This is a genomic window from Bradyrhizobium sp., from assembly GCF_052389815.1.
GTDB lineage: Bacteria > Pseudomonadota > Alphaproteobacteria > Rhizobiales > Xanthobacteraceae > Bradyrhizobium.
The window spans coordinates 13,328-29,444 of the sequence record NZ_JBQTHN010000108.1; the positions used below are offsets into that span (position 1 = coordinate 13,328).

The window sequence follows — 16,117 nt, forward strand, 5'->3', positions numbered from 1 at the left end:
ATTTGGCCTTCCATCGCAGACTTCAGCGTTTTGCTTTCAAAGCAGGCGGTAGGAGCATGGACTTCGAAAGCGCAAATCCGACGGTCGTCAAATCGATCAAGCAGCGCGATTTCCTGAACACATGGCTGCGGCTGTATGCCCGGGACCATGTGCCGCCGGCCGTCGCGGAATTCCAGCCCACGCGGATCGAGGAAGATATGCCCGATCTCGTCTTCTATACCGTCGATGCCGCGCAGAGCCCGCCCAGGTTGACCATTCAGAGCGACGGTACCCGCATGGCAAGCGCTTACGGCCATACCGGCAAAGGCCGCCTGCTCGACGAATATCTCGGTCCGCGTCTCGCCCCCATCGTGATGCCCGTGTACTACGAATGCATCCGCCGCCGCCTGCCCGCCTACACCATCGCCCATATCGACGACATCTACGGCCGTATCGTCGCCTATGAGCGGCTGCTGCTGCCGTTCGCGGATGGCGGCGACATCACCCACTTGATCGCGTCGTTGAAGACGATCAGCGAAGACGGCGGCTTCGAGATCAAAAATCTCATGCGCGGCAACGACGCACTGCCGGTGCCGAAGCTGCGCACCATCATCGACCGCGACCTCTTCCATCGCGCGCCCGGGCGCATCCCGAGCGGCGACCTGCTGGAATTCGGGTAACGATCGAGTTTGCGAGCGCGTGATCTTCAAGCATACGATCGCAGGATGCCTTCGGTCGCCAGCCGCCGGAACATCGCATCGATCCGCTGCGGCGACTCCTTCGCGCCGCCGTCGAGCCACCACGACATCACGGCCATGAAGGCGCCGACGACATATTGGACCACGATTTCGCGTGGAATGACGTCGAGCGCCGTCCTGTCAGGGGTCGCCGCAAGCTCGTTGCGGATAATATCGGAAAGGATTTGGCGAATTGTGCCGAGCGCAACGACGCCGCCACGACCGCCCACCAGGGCCCTGTAGAGATCAAGGTGATCGCGGGCATGTTCAAACATCGCCAGGCTGAAGCCAAGACTTCGGCCCCTGACATCTCCTGGCGCCGCCCAAGCCTCTCTTTGCCGCTCGCGCAGCTGATTGCGCAGGTTTTCCAAGCCGCTCCCTCGCAGATCGTCTTTGCCGGTGTAGTGCGCGTAAAAGGTTGACCGGCCTATATTGGCCGCCTCGCAAATCTCGTCGACCGTGATCGACTCGTAGTCCTTTCTCAGGATCAACGACAGGTGGGCTTGCTGCAACATCGTCCTCGTGCGGGCGACGCGACGGTCGATCTGCTTCTTGGCCATCTCACTATTCCCGGACAAATCGCCTGGAATGTCCGGTAACGGACGTCGCTGCCGCACTATTCGTTGACGGACTCCGGGCGCTTCGATTCTTATCGCACGTAGCGTCCGCTTCGACAAATTGCAGCAGAGAGGAATCCCGCATGACCGATCCACCTCCCTATCCCGGCGCGCCGCTTTGGCTACGGAGGTTTGGGATCGCTGTCGGCGTCCTCGCCCTGCCGCTCGTCGTGCTTGTGCATGGAGGCTGCGCAGGCCATCACGGCACGCTGTTTTTCGGCACACCCAGCGGCAGCGCCTCGGAGAGCCCATACTGACAATGGCCCCGCACCTGCGCAGGTTCGCGCTTACTCTGCACGTCGCTTCCTCGGTCGGCTTGCTCGGTGCGATTGCAGCCTTTCTGGCGCTCGCGATCGCCGGCCTGGTTAGTCGGGACGCACAGACGATATACGCTGCCTACCCTGCAATGCAGTTGATCGCCCGCTTCGTCGTCGTGCCGCTGGCGATCACTTCCCTTCTGACCGGTGTCGTCCAGTCACTCGGTACGCCTTGGGGCCTGTTCCGGCACTATTGGGTCCTGACAAAACTGCTCCTGACCGCCTTTGCCGCCGGCGTTCTGCTTCTGAAGATGCAGCTGATCGAACACGCGGCACAACTCGCCACCGAGACGAGATTGCCTTACGGCGCCCTTCGCGAAGCAGGCGTGCAACTCGTTATCCATGCTACCGGCGGCATCTGCGTGCTGTTCGTGCCTTTGGTGCTTTCAATCTACAAGCCGCGAGGCACCACCCGCTACGGGTGGCGAAAGCAGTTCGAACGGCGCATGCCGTCCTAGCGCCGACCATCGTAAACTCGATGTCCCCGCTACAGGCGGGTAACATCGCCGTTAGCAAGCTCTACTTCGCCCCGGCCTTGCCGCCGACTTCCTTCTCGTAGATCTCGGGCTTGAAGCCGACCACCAGCTTGCCGCCGAGCTCCAGCACCGGCCGCTTGATCATCGACGGTTGCGCCAGCATCAGGGCCAGCGCCTTCTTTTCGGTAATGCCTTCCTTGTCGGCATCGGGCAGTTTCTTGAAGGTGGTGCCGGCGCGGTTGAGCAGCGTCTCCCAGCCGAGCTTGTCGCTCCAGCCCTTCAGCCTCTCCCTGGCGATTCCCGCCGCTTTGTAGTCGTGGAAGCCGTAGGCGACGCCGTTTGCATCGAGCCAGGCGCGCGCCTTCTTCATGGTGTCGCAGTTCTTGATGCCGTAAATGGTATTGGCCATGGCTGGTCGCCCCCTTATCCCCGTTTCGGTATGTCGAGTCCGCGCTGCACGGCCGGCCGCGAAAGTCCGCGCTCGAGCCAGGCGGCGACACTCCTGAACCCGTCGAAGGCGACGAGGTCGCGCGCGCCATAGAAGCCGATCAAATTGCGCACCCAGCCGAGCATCGAAATGTCGGCGATGGTGTACTCGTCGTCCATGAACCACTGCCGACCGGCGAGATGGGTTTCCATCACGCCGAGCAGGCGCTTCGATTCGCCGACATAGCGCTGCAGAGGACGCTTGTCCTCGTATTCGCGCCCGGCGAATTTCTCGAAGAAGCCGACCTGGCCGAACATCGGCCCGATGCCGCCCATCTGGAAGTGCACCCACTGGATCGCCTGCCAGCGCCGCGCGGCGTCGGCGGGCAACAGCCTGCCGGTCTTTTCCGCGAGATATTGCAGGATCGCGCCGGACTCGAACAACGGCAGCGGCTTCCCGCCGGGACCGTCGGGATCGAGGATCGCGGGAATCTTGCCGTTGGGGTTCAGCGACAGAAACTCCGCCGTCTTCTGGTCGTCCTTGTTGAAGTCGACGAGATGGACCTCGTAGGGCAGCCCCACCTCTTCCGGCATGATCGACACCTTGACGCCGTTCGGCGTCGGCAAGGAGTAGAGCTGCAGACGGTCGGGATGCCTTGCGGGCCAGCGTCTGGTGACGGGAAAGGCGGAGAGATCGGGCATGCCATCTGTTCTTTGTTGATTGGGCGGCTAATCTACGGACGCGATTGCAAACAGCAAGGGCCTCGCCGCCAATGGCCGATCGAGAGAGAACGGAGCCGAGCGATCACGATCTCTCGACTCATCCGACCGTCTATGCCGCCGACGCGCTGAAGAACCAGGTCGCGCTGGTCTCGGGCGGCGCCGGCGGCATCGGCCGCGCCATCGCCTGGCTGTTCGCGCGGCTCGGCGCGCATGTGGTGCTGGCCGGTCGCGAACAGGCCAGGCTCGATCTGCTCGTTACGCATCTCGTCGGCCACGGCCGGAAGGCCTCCGCGCACGCGGTCGACATCCGCGATCCGGACGCCGTGGCCGCGTTGTTCGACAAGGTCTGGGACGAACACGGCCGCCTCGACGTCCTCGTCAACAGCGCCGGCGGGCAGTTTCCGCAAGCGGCAATCGACTTCTCGATCAAGGGCTGGAACGCCGTCATCGACACCAACCTCAACGGCACCTGGTACATGATGCAGGCGGCTGCGCAGCGCTGGCGCGAGCGAAAACATGCCGGCAGCATCGGCAACATCGTGGTGGTGACGACGCACGGCCTGTACGGCATCGCCCACACCATCGCCGCCCGCTCCGGCGTCATCGGACTGTCGCGCGCCGTCGCCGTCGAATGGGCGCCGCTCGACATCCGCGTCAATTGCGTCGCGCCGGGCGCGATCGAGACCGAGGGCTGGAACGTTTACTCGGAGAAGGCCCGCGCCACCTACCCGCGCTCCAACCCGATGATGCGCGCCGGCACGTCATGGGACATCGCGGAAGCCTGCGTCTATCTCGCCGCGCCCTCGGGAAAATTCGTCACCGGCGAGACGCTGACCGTCGACGGCGGCGGCCAGCACTGGGGCGAGACCTGGACCACGGGCAAGCCGGAACATTTCGGAGGGGACGGAAGCTAGGCCGCCTCACGATCCCCGCGATCGCACCGATAATCAGCACCAGGCATGCCAGAGCCTGAATGAGGAAGCCGGGCACCCGCTTCTCCACGGCCCTGCTGTAGCCGAAGAAATACAGAATGCGCCCGGCGACCCACACCAGCCCGACGACGGCTGCCGCGCGATCGCTGAAATAGACCGCGCAGATCCAGAGCGGCACCAGAAAGGTCGGCATCCACTCGAGCGTGTTGATGTGCGCGCGGAAGACGCGCTCGAAGTCGGGATTGCCGGTCGTTGCCGGGTGCTTCACGCCGAACTTGCCACGCGCCACGGCAACGCGCGCCGCAAAGAAGAAGTAAACGGCCACGGCTAGCAGCGAAACGATCGCGGTGTAGTACGGCATCGATTTCCCCCTTTTCACTCGCAGGAAATCTGTACATGCCGACGGACCCGCCATCAAGAATGCCGCATCGCCGCGGTCGGCAAGACGGCCCGAGGCAACGTCCTCGGGCCGAATCTGACGTCGGCGAAAATGGTTCCCGACCTCACGCCGTCGCCGGCACCGCCTGTCCTTGCGTCTTCGCGAACGGCCGGAACAGCATCATCATCAGGAACGCACCGATGCCCATGCCCCAGGCGCCGATGTAGAGCCAAGCGTAGCTGGCAAAGGTGTCGTAGATCAGGCCGCCTGCGATCGGGCCCGTCGCCATGCCGAGGCCGCCGGCCATCGCCGTGCCGCCGATCACGGTGCCCATCATGCGAAGCGGGAAGTTTTCGCGCACCAGCACCGAATAGAGCGGCATCACGCCGGCATAGATGAAGCCGAACATCACCGCCACCGCATAGAAGGCGGCGAGATCGCGCACGAACACGTAGGCCAGCGCGCCGAACGCCTGCACCAGCAAGCCGATGACGAGCACGCGCTTGGCGCCGAAGCGGTCGCCGAGAAGGCCGAAGCCGACGCGGCCGAACAATCCCGCCAGACCCTCGACGCTGTAGATCGACACGGCGGCAATCAGCGGGATGCCGCAGCTGATCGCATAGCTCACGGTGTGGATGATCGGGCCGGAATGGGTGGCGCAGCAGAAGAAATTGGTGGCGAGCAGGATGATGAATTGCGGCGACCTGATCGCCTCGGCGCGCGACATTTCCGGCTGCGGCCCGACATCGCCGGGGGCAGCGGCGCCGCTGGCGAGCGCCGGCGGGCGGCGCACGAATAGCGAGACCGGAATCATGATGGCTGCGACGACCGCGCTGAGGATCAGCATCGTCGTCCGCCAGTCATGGCTGGAGACCAGCCAGGCGACCAGCGGCGACATCGTCATCGGCGCCATGCCCATGCCGGCGGAGACCAGCGACACCGCGAGGCTGCGATGGGTATCGAACCAACCGGTGACGGTTGCCATCATCGGCGCGAAGATCGCCGCCGTCGCCGCCCCGACCAGAAGCCCGAACAGGAGCTGAAACTCGATCAGCGAGGTGGCACGGCTCGCCAGCGCGAGGCTCGATGCGATCACGATCGAGCCCGTGAGCACCACCGGCAGCGGCCCGAACCGGTCCGACAGCGTGCCCCAGATCATGCTGGCAAAGGCCATCGCCAGAAAACCGATGGTCATGGCGCTGGAGATGCCGGCCACCGACCAGCCGGTGTCCCGCGCGATCGGCTGCAACAGCACCGGCAGCGAGAACATCCCGCCGACGGCGACGCAGCCGAGCAAGCCGCCCGCGGCGACGATGACCCAGCGGTAGTTCGAGTTTTGCATTGTTCTTCTCCGTTCTGCTCTCGCAGCCCAGGACGAACGAGGAAGGCGAAAGACGACATGCCGACGGAAAAAAATCGTCACCTGTTTGTGAGTTTCCGTTATGGCCGGGCTTGTCCCGGCCATCCACGTCTTGCCTTTCGGAACGAAGAACGTGGATGCCCGGGACAGGCCCGGGCATGACGGAATGTGCTGCTCACCCCGCCGGCGGCATCCTGTCGAACGCCGGCACGGCCGGATCGACGTGATCCCAGCCGTAGCCGCGCGCGCGATAAGTCACAGCTTGCGCCTTGAAGCGGGCAGGATCGTCGAGGCTCGCGGCATGGATGGTGAACAGCTCCGGCATCGCCGCAAAGGTCAAGTAGACCGGCGCGCCGCAGCTCGGGCAGAAACCGCGCGTCTTCACGTTGCCGCTGTCGGCGACCATGTCGTAGTGGGTCGCCTGCCCGGTCAGCTTGACCGCTTTCCGGCTTGGAAAGGTCAGATAAGAACCGTGCCCGGCGCCGCTGGCCTGCTGGCAGTCGCGGCACTGGCAATGATTCATGAACACGGGTTCGGCGGAAATTTCATAGCGGATCGCGCCGCAGGCGCATCCGCCGGCAAAAGCGTTACTCATGTTTCCCTTTCGACGATGTGTTGAAAGAAGCAGCGGCGCCATTTCAGTTCGAGCGCGGGCCGGCCCCGCTTCCCCGGCCCGCGAGTAGTCTCAGCCAGGGCGCCAGATGGAAGGCGCTCATCAGCAGATACATCGGCATCATCCCGACGAGGGGCGAAGCGCCGATCGAGCATAGCGCATCTGCCGGCCCGCCGAGAACGCCCGTCAGCAGCGCCATGATCGCGAAGGTCGGCGCAGCCGCGAGGTACAGCCAGTCGGCCACACTCTTCGCGATGGCGTTGCCGCTTTCGTAAGACGCGCGGAGCCGCGCGCCGGCCTGAGCCTCGCTCATGTCCTCTCCATCAATCGGATGCTGCCGTCAGGCCTTGCGTCAGGCCTTGCCGTTCAGCCGGTCTTCTTGCGAAATGCGGCCTCACCTGCGTCGGATACCGCGACCCATTTCGGATCGGGCGCGGCGCCGGGCACGTACATGTCGTGCCAGTTCCACCACTTGTAAGGCTTGCTCTGGGGATAGCCTTCGGGCGAATCCTCCCACTCCTCCTGGCGGCCGAGCGCGGTGATGTCGAGATAGTTCCAGACCGTGCCCATCGCCTCGTCGCCGCGGTTATTGATGAAGTAGGTACGGAAGATGCGATCACCCTCGCGGATGAACGCGTTGTGGCCATGCCATTCGTCGACGCCGAAGTCCTTGTCGAAACTGTCTGATATCGTGACCCAGGGGATATGCTGCCAGCCCATCCGCGCCTTCAGCCGCGCGATGTCGGCCTGCGGCGCGCGCGAGGCGTAGACCAGCGAGGTGTCGCGCGCGTGCAGATGCGAGAGATCGGAGACCTGGTCGGCGCCGAGCGAGCAACCGATGCAGGCATGGTCCGGCCAACCGTGAACGCCCGGTTCGAAGAAGGCGCGGTAGACGATCAGCTGGCGGCGGCCGTCGAACAGGTCGAGCAGGCTCAACTTGCCGTTCGGCCCGTCGAATTCGTAGCTTTTCTCGACGGCCTGCCATGGCATGCGGCGGCGCTCGGCGGCCAGCGCATCGCGCGCGCGGGTCAATTCCTTCTCCTTGACGAGCATTTGCTGCCACTCGGCTTGCCACTGCTGCGGCGAAACGACGTTGTGATTCATGACGAAACTCCTGTTTGTTGCGATTCTCGTTGAGCGCCCGCTTCGCTGCATCACTCCGGCGGCAGGCGGCGGTCGTAGTCCTGCTTGAGCTTGAGCCAGCCGTCCCAGAACGGCGGGGGCTCCTCGCCGCGCGCACGGGCGACCAGCACGTCGAGATGCATGTGCCAGCCTGCCGAAACGCCCAGCATGTAGTTCCGGTTCGGCAGCCGCCGGTGGATCAGCGTCAACAGGACTTCGCTGCCCTTCTCTTCCAGCTCGATCGTGACGTCGCCGGTCTCGTTCCAGGTGAACGATATCTTGCGCGGCGGATCGAGCTCGGTGATACGGCTTTGCATCCGATGCTCCTCGCCAAAGCCCTCCGGCTTGTTGCCGGGCGGATCGGTGAGCTCGTCGTTGCGCCAGACGAGTTCGAACGAGGTGCCGGCCTTGATCTCCATCTTGCCCGCCGCGAGCCATTTGCGGCGCAAATCGCCGTCGGTGAGGTAGGCCCAGACGCGCTCGATCGGTCCCGGCAACAGGCGCTGGATCTTCAGCGTGGTCGGCTCGATCAGCGTGCCATAGGCGTCGCGACTGGCAACTTTGTTCATTACTGGTCTCCCTTTTTCGATTTCGCTTTGTTGGCCTTTTCCTCGGCAACGCTCTCGTCGCGCAGCAGTTGCTCCAGAAGATCGAGCCGGCTGTTCCAGAAGCGCTCGTAGAAGCCGAGCCATTCATGCGCGCTCGCCAGGGGGCCGGGTTCGAGCCGGCAGACATGCGTGCGCCCCTTTACCTCGCGGCGGATCAGGCCTGCGCCTTCCAGCACCTTGATGTGCTTGGAAGCCGCCGCCAGCGACATCGCAAATGGCTGCGCCAGTTCGCCGACCGTGCGCTCGCCCGATGCAAGGTCGCGCAGCATCCGGCGGCGCGTGGCGTCGCCAAGTGCGTGAAAGACCGAATTCATCTGCGGGGTGTGAAGTTCAACCATATGGTTGAATATAGACGGGACCACCGGATAGTCAACCCATTGGTTTAGTATTGACGATCACGGCTGCGTCAGCGGCGGGATTCCGCCGTCAGGCAGGCCGCGCGAGATCGATAATCACTTCCTCGCCACGAGGAACGGCCGCACGTCCTTGCCGCGCGAGCCATGGCGGGCACGTTCGACGATTTCGAATCCCGCCGCCGCGATCTCGCGCTCCAGGTCCTCCGCGGACAAGAACGCCACATGGGGCGCCTTCCCGATCAGCTGCATCATGGGCACGGCAATGCGTATCAGCGGGTTCATTTCCTTCAGGCACGGCGTCTTGGAAATGAAGAGCCCGCCGGGCCGCAGCAGCCGATGGACACCCGCCAGGACCGCAGCGCGATCAGTCACCAGGTGCAGGACATTGAAGCCGAAGGCGACACCGAAGGCCCCGTCCGGCCACGGCGCCGTCTCGGGCCGCGCCACCTCGAACGTTGCATTGCCTTGGCCTTCCGCTTTGGCCTTCTCACGCGCGATCGCGACCATTTCGCCGGATATGTCGGTCGCGGTGATGTGCGCGACGGACGGCGCAAGTCTCAATGCAGTCGTCCCAGTGCCGCACCCGAACTCGAACGCGGCCTCATTCCCCTTAAGATAATGGCGCGTCCGTTCGAGCGTACGCTCATAGCCCGCGACATCGGCAATCTTGTGGGCTGCATATTTGCGCGCCATGCGATCCCAGAAGCGCGCATTGTCCACGATACGAAACATGACGGTCCCCTGCCCCTGCTTCCCCACTACAGCTCACCTTCAGAGCACGCATCCGTAATGTGCCGACGACACCAGGCGGATGTACTTGTCGTGCACCGAGCCCGGCCGCGCCTTCTCGGCCCGCTCGGGCGCGCGCCAGGTAGCCATGCGGCGGGCAATCTCGTCGTCGCTGACCTCGAGCGTCAGCGTCCGCGCTTTCGGGTCGATCACGATCGTGTCGCCTTCGCGCACGGCTCCGATCGGCCCGCCGCGCGCGGCTTCCGGCGAGATGTGGCCAATCAGGATGCCGTGCGACACGCCGGAGAAGCGCCCGTCGGTGATCAGCGCGACGTCCTCGCCGAGGCCCCGCCCCTGCAACTGGATGGTCAGCATCACCATCTCGGGCATGCCGGGCCCGCCGACCGGGCCGACGTTGCGCACGACGATGACGTTGCCTGGCCGGATCTCGCCGGCGCGGATCGCGGCCATGGTGTCGGCCTCGGACTCGAACACCCGTGCCGTGCCGCGAAACTCTCCCTTCTCCAGGGTCTTGCCGCTGAGTTTCAGCAGGCAGCTTTCCGGCGCGAGATTGCCCTTGAGCACGCTGATATGGTTGTTCGGCGGCGCAATCGGATTGCTCACGGGCGCAACGACATCCTGCCGGCCGATCTGTTCCAGCGTGGGCACCGCGGCGAGGTTTTCCGCCAGCGTCTTGCCGGTGACGGTCATGACGTCGCCGTGCAACAGGCCGGCGCGCAACAGCTCCTTCATCACGATGGGAACGCCGCCGATCGCATGCAGGCTGCCCATGGCGTAAGGGCCGTGCGGCTGCAGATTGGCCAGCAGCGGAATGCGTTCATCGACCGCCTGGATGCGGTCGATGGTGACCGGCACCTGCGCCTCGCGCGCGATCGCGAGCAGGTGAAGGTACATGTTGGTCGAGCCGCCCATGGCATAGACGGTGGCGATCGCGTTCTCGAAGGCGCGCTCGGTCATGATGTCGCGCGGCCGGATGCCGGCCTCCATCAGCCGGTACAGCGCATCGACCGAGGCGCGCGCCTGCGCGCGGACGTCGGCATGGATGTCGCTACCGGCGCCGGTGTCCGCCGGATGCGAGGCGCCGCGCGGCAGCATCATGCCGATCGCCTCGGCAATCGTGCTCATGGTGTTGGCCGTGAACATCGCCCCGCAGGTGCCGCTGCCGGGCATCACGTTGCGCTCGACTTCGAGCAGCTCGGTGTCGGAAATCCGCCCGCTCTCGTTGGCCGCCCGCGCCTCCGCATAATCCATGATGGTGAGATTGTTGCCCTTGGCGGCCCAGGCGCCTGATGACACCCGGCCGGGCGTCGCCGTGCCGGGATAGAGCACGAGCCCGAAGGCATTGGTGCGCGCCAGCGGCATCAGTGCGGCAGCGCCGGTCTTGTCGCAGCCGGAGATCACGATCATGGCGTCGCCATGATGGGCGTAATGGCCGATCTCGATGCAGTCGGCGACGACGTCGCGCGACACGAGGCTATAGCCCGCCGTCGGCGTGCCCTGCGTCAGCGCGTCCGACACCGCGGGCGCGCCGACCACCAGCCCCTGCCCGCCGCGCTCGCCGAGGATCTCGACCAGCATGTCGGCGATCCCCCGCACGCGGTTGTTGCAGCGATGCGCATTGGTCCAGGCGCCGGCGATGGTGACCACCGCGCTGGTGTTCGCCGCGCGGTCCGGATCGAACCCGGCGGCGCGCAATTCGACGCGCGAGCGTTTCCAGTAGGTGCTGCTGTCTTGTACCAAGGGTGCCTCCCGGAATTCTTCTTGTTGCGGGCCGTCCAGTCCGCTGGCGAGGACTGATAAGGGCGTACCATCATGGCCTGCTTGCGGGCGCAACGCCACCCAGCACGTTTTTAAGGCGGCGGCAGCAATTCGCCACGATAAGATTCGAACGGTGGCGTGTCGGGAACGCCCTGCCACTCAAGGATCAGCGACGGCCAGGCAGCGCTGCCGGGCGCATTTCTGTCCAGCCATTCGCGTAGCGCTTTGCGGATCAACTCACCGCGAGTCTCGCCTAGCTTCGCGGCCGTTCGGTCCAGTTCCTTGGCAGTTTGATCGTCGAGATGAAGGTTGACGTTCATCGGAAGCGCCTTATCGCATCTCTCTCATACAACCATGCTGGGTGGCGGACCGCTAGCTGCCCTTGTCGTCGTCGAAGCTGACGATCACGGCGGCATTCGCAATCAGGATGGAATCCGTCCCCTGCTCCGCCGGAATCTCCAGCCCGCCCTTCACCGCGTTCACCGTCACCGTGCCGTAGGGCAGCTCCTTCGCGATCGCGGCCTTGTCGAGGCTTTCCGGATTCGGCACGGCGATGGTGACGTCGACGAACATGTCGTTCGCCGTCTTGCCCAGCATGCGGAAGAAGCCGATGCTGGAATGGCGGATCGCATCCGACACCGCGCGCTTGCCCGCCTTGGTGGCGTCCCTGCCGTGGACGTCGACGCCCATGCCCATCTCGGTGATGCAGCGCACCCGTGCCATTGGAATTCCTTTCGTTGCCTGTCAGGAAGAACGTCAAAACCGAATCCGCAATTCAACCCCATGCACAGTAGAAATGCGGTAAATTGATACTGTCATCCGCCGGCGATCAGGTCCCTGGCCAGCGCCATGTAGGCCGGCAGCGTCACGGGGTCGTTGGCGACATTGCCGGCGACGGGGTGCGAGGCGTAGCGCGCGATCACCATCTCGGCCTTCGGATCGATGTAGATGCCCTGGCCGTGAACGCCGCGCGCCATGTAGGCGCCGTGCGCATTGTGCGTCACCCACCACTGGTTCCGGTACGATGCGCCGGGCAATGTGGTGTAGCCGGCCGGCTTGAATTTTTCGGGATCGCCGCCGCGCGCGATGTCCTCGACGACGGATGACGGCACGATCTGGCGGCCGTTGAACCGGCCGTGATTGCGGATCGTCTCGCCGAAGCGGGCGAGATCGCGCAATGTGGTCGAAAGCCCCCCGCCGCCGCTTTCGGTGCCGATGCGATCGACGTGATAATGCGCGTCCTCCTCCGCCCCCATCGGAATCCAGATGCGCTCCGAAAATAGATCTGACAGCGTCATCCCGCTCGCCCGCCGGCAGATGAAGGCCAGCACGTCCGAATTGACGGTCTTGTAGGCGAACGCCTTGCCGTGCTCGCCCTGCTTCTTCTGCGCGCACAGGAAATCGAAAATGTTGGTGGCGCCCTCATAGCCCGGCTCGATCGGCGCCATGCCGTTCGCACGCCGCAAGGCGAACACGCCGGAATTCCTGTCGGTATAAACTTCCGTGTATTCGAGCCCCGTGGTCATATCCATGACCTCGTGCACGCGCGCATCGCCGAACGCGCCGGCCCGAAACTCCGGCACATAGTCCGCCACCTGTGCCTGCGGATCGATCTTGCCCTCCGCGACCAGCATGCCGGCAAGCGTGCCGGTGAACGATTTCGTGACCGACATCGCGATGTGCGGCTTGTGCGGCTTCAACGCGCCGAAATAGCGCTCGTAGATCAGCTTCCCCCGGTGCAGCACGGCGACCCCGTCGGCATAGGTCTCTTCACACATCCGCTCAAACGTCATGGGACGTCCGTCCATCGTGACCGAAGCCGACGCGCCGATGTCATGATCCTCGCGCGGCAACACCGACGCCGGCCCCGCCCCGCGCCAGACATTCACGGTCGGCACCAGCTGGCGGATGTTGCTCCACGCCCAGCGCAGCTCGGGGAAACTGCGGAAGGAGCCGTCGTGGAAGGTGATGGTTTTGTCGGGCGGCGGGGGAAAGCCCTGCATCCAGGCGAGGGTTTGCGGATCGGTCTCGGTTGCGGAAGGCGTCGGCTGATTGGCAGCGGCGGTTGCGACGGACATGAAGGCTGACTCCGCAAGGCGATGCGGGAGTCGTAACATGAGATCGCGTGAAGCACAGCCCGCGTTTGGGCTGGGTGATCCTCGCAAGATGCGCCTTGCCAAGCTCTGTCGTGACGAACGACCTCGCCGTGACTGCACACGGCGATTTCTATCGATCTCCGCTTGTCGTTCTATGGAAGCGGCAAGGTCACGAAGGGATCGAGCACCGAAACTCCCAGCGGCTCAAAATGCCTGAGGTTGCGTGACAGGATCGTCAGCCCGTGCTGGCGCGCGGTGGCCGCGATGACGATGTCGGCGAAGCCAGGCGCCTGGCCGAGTCCCCTCGCCCGGTCGGCCAGGGCGCCGGCGATCCGTGCCGTCGGCGTGTCGAAGGCAAGGATGCGATCGCCGTAGAGGTGCAGCACGGCCTCCAGCCATTCAGACAGATGCGAACTCCTGCGCGCAGCGCCTTCACGCCGCAGTTTGGCAATGCCATCCTCGATCTCCGCCACCGTCACGACGGAGAGAAACAATGAGGTGGAGTGCGCCTCCATCCACTCGACCAGCACCGGAGGCACGGGCCGGGTTGGCGACGCCGCCGAAATGACGTTGGTGTCGACCAGATACAAGGCTCAGAAATCGGCCGGCCGTAACCCGGCGCGGTTGCGATCGGGCAGATCGTCGGACGTGAGCGGCGCCGCCATCAGTAGCCGTCCGAACGTCGGGACATGGGAGAGCCGCTCCCACTCCTCATAGCTCAAGACCACGGCTTGCCGTTTGCCGTGACGGGTAATCACCGCCGGCCTTCCCTCCATCGCCTCATCGACGACAGCCGACAGATTGGCCTTCGCATCACGAAGCTGGATTTCTCGCATGGAAGCACCTCAATATGACTACAGTAGTCATATAAGGGCAACGTCTTGCTTTTGCAAGCCGGATCGCGTCCGACCCCGCCCGCTTCGCCGTCTTGTTGCCTCCGCGACCACCGGGTTAGCAAAAGCGTAACCCGCCATCCCACGAAACATGCGCTGGTCAACCCTTCGATTGATCCGTCATTCCTTCGCAGCATACGAAAGGATGGAACGAACCAGCTCTCGCTTTTCCTCTGACAAGCCGGCAAGGAGATTCTCGTCCAGAAATCCCTCGCGAATGAGACGGGCAAAGACGAAAATGAGCTGCGAGTACCTATAGTCGAACATTTCGTCGATCTCACGCCGCTGCCGGCGCAGATAGTCTTCGATCTCCCACATCTGCGAAGAGGTGCTTGCGGCGCTGGCCCTTGCCTTGAATTCGGCCATCACTCGACCAAGCGCCGCCTGCAAGGCTTGATCGAACGCCCTGCGCGCGATCTTCTTTTCGGCAGGCGACCAGTGTGGAGATGGCCGTGTCCCTTGTGGTGGTGTAGCTCGGTAGAGCCCGTACGCGCGCCCCCACGGCGGACGCTCGTCGTCTAGGATGGCTTGCCCGTGGCCGGCGCTGCAACCGAGCGGATCACAGCTTCAGGCAGAAGCCGGCTTTGCGGGACGCATCGGCTTGGCGGAGTGTCTACAAACCCGGGACATCAGCGGCGTTTTGCCACCCTAATGCCATGAATTGCGTTCGTGCACGACTGGGCGGATCGGCTAGGATAGGCACGGCGGCAGGATCCGGCAGACGACCAATTGCTGAACAAGCAAGATAGGGAGGACGCCATGGCATTCGAGAAGCGAGGTCGCCGTCTAGCCCCGGCCGCTGTTGCAGCAATCCTTGCGGCGTTGGCGCTGCCGGCGGAGGCGCAGGAACGCAAATCGCTACGCTGGGCAACCTCGAGCGTCGACTCTTACGGCTACAAGGTCGCCGCTTCGATGGTCAAGATCGTCGAGGAGGCGCTCGGCGGCGAATACACCGTCACTGTCCAACCCTATACCTCTCCCACGGTCGGCATGAAGGCGGTAATGAACGGCGAAGGCGAGATCGCCTACACCGCCGATGTCGGCATGGCCCAGTTCTACGCCAGTGAGGGCGCGTTCAAGGACTATACGCCGGTCAAGCCGAAGATCGTGCACACTTGGTACGCCTATCCGATGGAATCGATGATGGCGACCTCGGCCAAGGAGGCCGACAAGTTCAAATGCTGGAAGGATTTCAGCGGCAAGCCGGTCTTCTTCACCACGGCTGGATTCCAGAACTGGCTCAACTGGGCGCGCATCTGGAAGATACTGGGTTACCAGTTCAAGCACGTCAATATAGACCCGAAGAGCAACTCCGACGCCCTTCAGGGCGGCACGATCGTCGGTTCGGCGACCTACACCACCGCCGGGCGCTCGCTCGCGCCCTACTGGAAAGAGACCGAGATCCGGATGGACATCAAGGTCGTCAATCCCTGTCCGGATGAGGTCGCCAAGTTGAAAGCCGCCGGCCTTTCGGTTGCCGACGTCGATCCAAAGAAAGCCTTCACCAAGGATGTTGGTCCCAACACGCTGCAGGGCGTGCCGATCCTCTTCGGCTACAATGTCGGGACGAATATCTCCGAACAGATCGTCTACAAGCTGGTGAGCGCGTTCCACAAGAACCGGGACAAGCTGGCACAGGCGGACCCTGGCTTCACGCCGATGGCGCAGGATTTTATCGGCATGCAGGTTGCCGGGATCAACGCCAATCCCGACATCCCCGTGCATCCCGGTCTTGCCAGATTCCTGAAAGAACAAAACGCCTGGAACGATAAGTGGAAGATCGCGAGTTCACCCGGCGAGAACTGATCGGCGCGATGTGAGCCAAGACGGCATCGGCGCGCTTTCAATGTATTGGCGCCCCAACAGGCTCGGGCGGCGGTCATGGCCATCGATACGATGAAGGGACAGCTCAATCTCAGGAATCTGATCTTCGCTTTCTCGCTGATCCAGTTCCTCTGGTTGGTTTGGTACTTCT

The 16,117-nt window shown here is 63.9% G+C and carries 23 protein-coding genes; 5 read left to right on the forward strand and 18 right to left on the reverse strand.

The window, feature by feature from the left end; translation table 11 throughout:
- Positions 1 to 56: 56 nt before the first annotated feature.
- Complete coding sequence (locus tag ACT4OC_RS19410; protein WP_444840671.1) at positions 57 to 659, forward strand: hypothetical protein; 603 nt, start codon at positions 57 to 59, stop codon at positions 657 to 659.
- Positions 660 to 685: 26 nt separating this feature from the next.
- Here ACT4OC_RS19410 and ACT4OC_RS19415 read toward each other — a convergent pair whose 3' ends face one another.
- Complete coding sequence (locus ACT4OC_RS19415; RefSeq protein ID WP_444840650.1) at positions 686 to 1,276, reverse strand: TetR/AcrR family transcriptional regulator; 591 nt, start codon at positions 1,274 to 1,276, stop codon at positions 686 to 688.
- 140 nt (positions 1,277 to 1,416) lie between these two features.
- On the opposite strand from ACT4OC_RS19415, the gene ACT4OC_RS19420 reads away from it, so the two are divergent.
- Positions 1,417 to 1,590, forward strand: coding sequence for a hypothetical protein (locus ACT4OC_RS19420; protein ID WP_444840651.1), 174 nt, complete (start codon positions 1,417 to 1,419; stop codon positions 1,588 to 1,590).
- A 2-nt stretch (positions 1,591 to 1,592) separates the two neighbouring features.
- Entirely contained in the window at positions 1,593 to 2,108 is a 516-nt protein-coding gene (locus ACT4OC_RS19425) for a hypothetical protein (RefSeq protein WP_444840652.1), read from the forward strand.
- A 61-nt stretch (positions 2,109 to 2,169) separates the two neighbouring features.
- Here the strand turns inward: ACT4OC_RS19425 and ACT4OC_RS19430 are convergent, their stop codons facing one another.
- Both ACT4OC_RS19430 and ACT4OC_RS19435 read right to left on the reverse strand, forming a co-directional pair.
- Complete coding sequence (locus ACT4OC_RS19430; RefSeq protein ID WP_444840653.1) at positions 2,170 to 2,535, reverse strand: ArsC family reductase; 366 nt, start codon at positions 2,533 to 2,535, stop codon at positions 2,170 to 2,172.
- A gap of 14 nt (positions 2,536 to 2,549) precedes the next feature.
- Complete coding sequence (locus tag ACT4OC_RS19435; RefSeq protein ID WP_444840654.1) at positions 2,550 to 3,254, reverse strand: glutathione S-transferase family protein; 705 nt, start codon at positions 3,252 to 3,254, stop codon at positions 2,550 to 2,552.
- Between the two features lie 71 nt (positions 3,255 to 3,325).
- Here ACT4OC_RS19435 and ACT4OC_RS19440 point away from each other — a divergent pair, with 71 nt between their 5' ends.
- Entirely contained in the window at positions 3,326 to 4,189 is an 864-nt protein-coding gene (locus ACT4OC_RS19440; protein ID WP_444840655.1) for an SDR family oxidoreductase, read from the forward strand.
- On the opposite strand, the gene ACT4OC_RS19445 is transcribed toward ACT4OC_RS19440, so the two are convergent.
- The 15 genes from ACT4OC_RS19445 to ACT4OC_RS19515 all read right to left on the reverse strand — a co-directional run bounded on the left by ACT4OC_RS19445 (position 4,092) and on the right by ACT4OC_RS19515 (position 14,667).
- A complete protein-coding gene (locus ACT4OC_RS19445; protein WP_444840656.1) occupies positions 4,092 to 4,568 on the reverse strand; it encodes an MAPEG family protein in 477 nt (158 codons plus the stop codon). The two genes, ACT4OC_RS19440 and ACT4OC_RS19445, sit on opposite strands and share 98 nt — an antisense overlap.
- 142 nt (positions 4,569 to 4,710) lie before the next feature.
- Positions 4,711 to 5,928 carry an MFS transporter gene (locus ACT4OC_RS19450; RefSeq protein WP_444840657.1) on the reverse strand — a complete coding sequence of 406 codons (1,218 nt, stop codon included), beginning with the start codon at positions 5,926 to 5,928 and terminating at the stop codon, positions 4,711 to 4,713.
- Positions 5,929 to 6,121: 193 nt separating this feature from the next.
- Positions 6,122 to 6,541 (reverse strand): GFA family protein, encoded by a 420-nt coding sequence (locus tag ACT4OC_RS19455; protein WP_444840658.1) that lies wholly within the window; start codon positions 6,539 to 6,541, stop codon positions 6,122 to 6,124.
- A 43-nt stretch (positions 6,542 to 6,584) separates the two neighbouring features.
- Positions 6,585 to 6,872 carry a hypothetical protein gene (locus ACT4OC_RS19460; protein ID WP_444840659.1) on the reverse strand — a complete coding sequence of 96 codons (288 nt, stop codon included), beginning with the start codon at positions 6,870 to 6,872 and terminating at the stop codon, positions 6,585 to 6,587.
- A gap of 53 nt (positions 6,873 to 6,925) precedes the next feature.
- Positions 6,926 to 7,663: a DUF899 domain-containing protein gene (locus tag ACT4OC_RS19465; RefSeq protein ID WP_444840660.1), complete on the reverse strand. Its 738-nt coding sequence runs from the start codon at positions 7,661 to 7,663 to the stop codon at positions 6,926 to 6,928.
- Positions 7,664 to 7,713: 50 nt separating this feature from the next.
- Positions 7,714 to 8,250, reverse strand: a complete 537-nt coding sequence (locus tag ACT4OC_RS19470; RefSeq protein ID WP_444840661.1) for an SRPBCC family protein — start codon at positions 8,248 to 8,250, stop codon at positions 7,714 to 7,716.
- A complete protein-coding gene (locus ACT4OC_RS19475; protein WP_444840662.1) occupies positions 8,250 to 8,627 on the reverse strand; it encodes an ArsR/SmtB family transcription factor in 378 nt (125 codons plus the stop codon). The genes ACT4OC_RS19470 and ACT4OC_RS19475 overlap by 1 nt, the downstream gene beginning before the upstream one ends.
- A gap of 114 nt (positions 8,628 to 8,741) precedes the next feature.
- The gene (locus ACT4OC_RS19480) at positions 8,742 to 9,377 is read right to left on the reverse strand and encodes a class I SAM-dependent methyltransferase (protein ID WP_444840663.1); all 636 of its coding nucleotides are present in this window, start codon (positions 9,375 to 9,377) and stop codon (positions 8,742 to 8,744) included.
- Between the two features lie 39 nt (positions 9,378 to 9,416).
- Positions 9,417 to 11,135, reverse strand: coding sequence for a dihydroxy-acid dehydratase (gene ilvD, locus ACT4OC_RS19485; protein WP_444840664.1), 1,719 nt, complete (start codon positions 11,133 to 11,135; stop codon positions 9,417 to 9,419).
- 110 nt (positions 11,136 to 11,245) lie between these two features.
- Positions 11,246 to 11,473, reverse strand: a complete 228-nt coding sequence (locus ACT4OC_RS19490) for a ribbon-helix-helix domain-containing protein (RefSeq protein WP_444840665.1) — start codon at positions 11,471 to 11,473, stop codon at positions 11,246 to 11,248.
- Between the two features lie 52 nt (positions 11,474 to 11,525).
- Positions 11,526 to 11,876 carry a Lin0512 family protein gene (locus ACT4OC_RS19495; protein WP_444840666.1) on the reverse strand — a complete coding sequence of 117 codons (351 nt, stop codon included), beginning with the start codon at positions 11,874 to 11,876 and terminating at the stop codon, positions 11,526 to 11,528.
- 92 nt (positions 11,877 to 11,968) lie between these two features.
- A complete protein-coding gene (locus tag ACT4OC_RS19500; protein WP_444840667.1) occupies positions 11,969 to 13,231 on the reverse strand; it encodes a serine hydrolase domain-containing protein in 1,263 nt (420 codons plus the stop codon).
- A 170-nt stretch (positions 13,232 to 13,401) separates the two neighbouring features.
- A complete protein-coding gene (locus ACT4OC_RS19505) occupies positions 13,402 to 13,839 on the reverse strand; it encodes a type II toxin-antitoxin system VapC family toxin (protein ID WP_444840668.1) in 438 nt (145 codons plus the stop codon).
- Positions 13,840 to 13,842: 3 nt separating this feature from the next.
- Positions 13,843 to 14,085, reverse strand: a complete 243-nt coding sequence (locus ACT4OC_RS19510; RefSeq protein WP_444840669.1) for a type II toxin-antitoxin system Phd/YefM family antitoxin — start codon at positions 14,083 to 14,085, stop codon at positions 13,843 to 13,845.
- Positions 14,086 to 14,262: 177 nt separating this feature from the next.
- Positions 14,263 to 14,667: a hypothetical protein gene (locus tag ACT4OC_RS19515; RefSeq protein ID WP_444840672.1), complete on the reverse strand. Its 405-nt coding sequence runs from the start codon at positions 14,665 to 14,667 to the stop codon at positions 14,263 to 14,265.
- Between the two features lie 234 nt (positions 14,668 to 14,901).
- On the opposite strand from ACT4OC_RS19515, the gene ACT4OC_RS19520 reads away from it, so the two are divergent.
- Positions 14,902 to 15,948, forward strand: a complete 1,047-nt coding sequence (locus ACT4OC_RS19520; protein WP_444840670.1) for a TAXI family TRAP transporter solute-binding subunit — start codon at positions 14,902 to 14,904, stop codon at positions 15,946 to 15,948.
- The last annotated feature ends 169 nt before the right edge of the window (positions 15,949 to 16,117 follow it).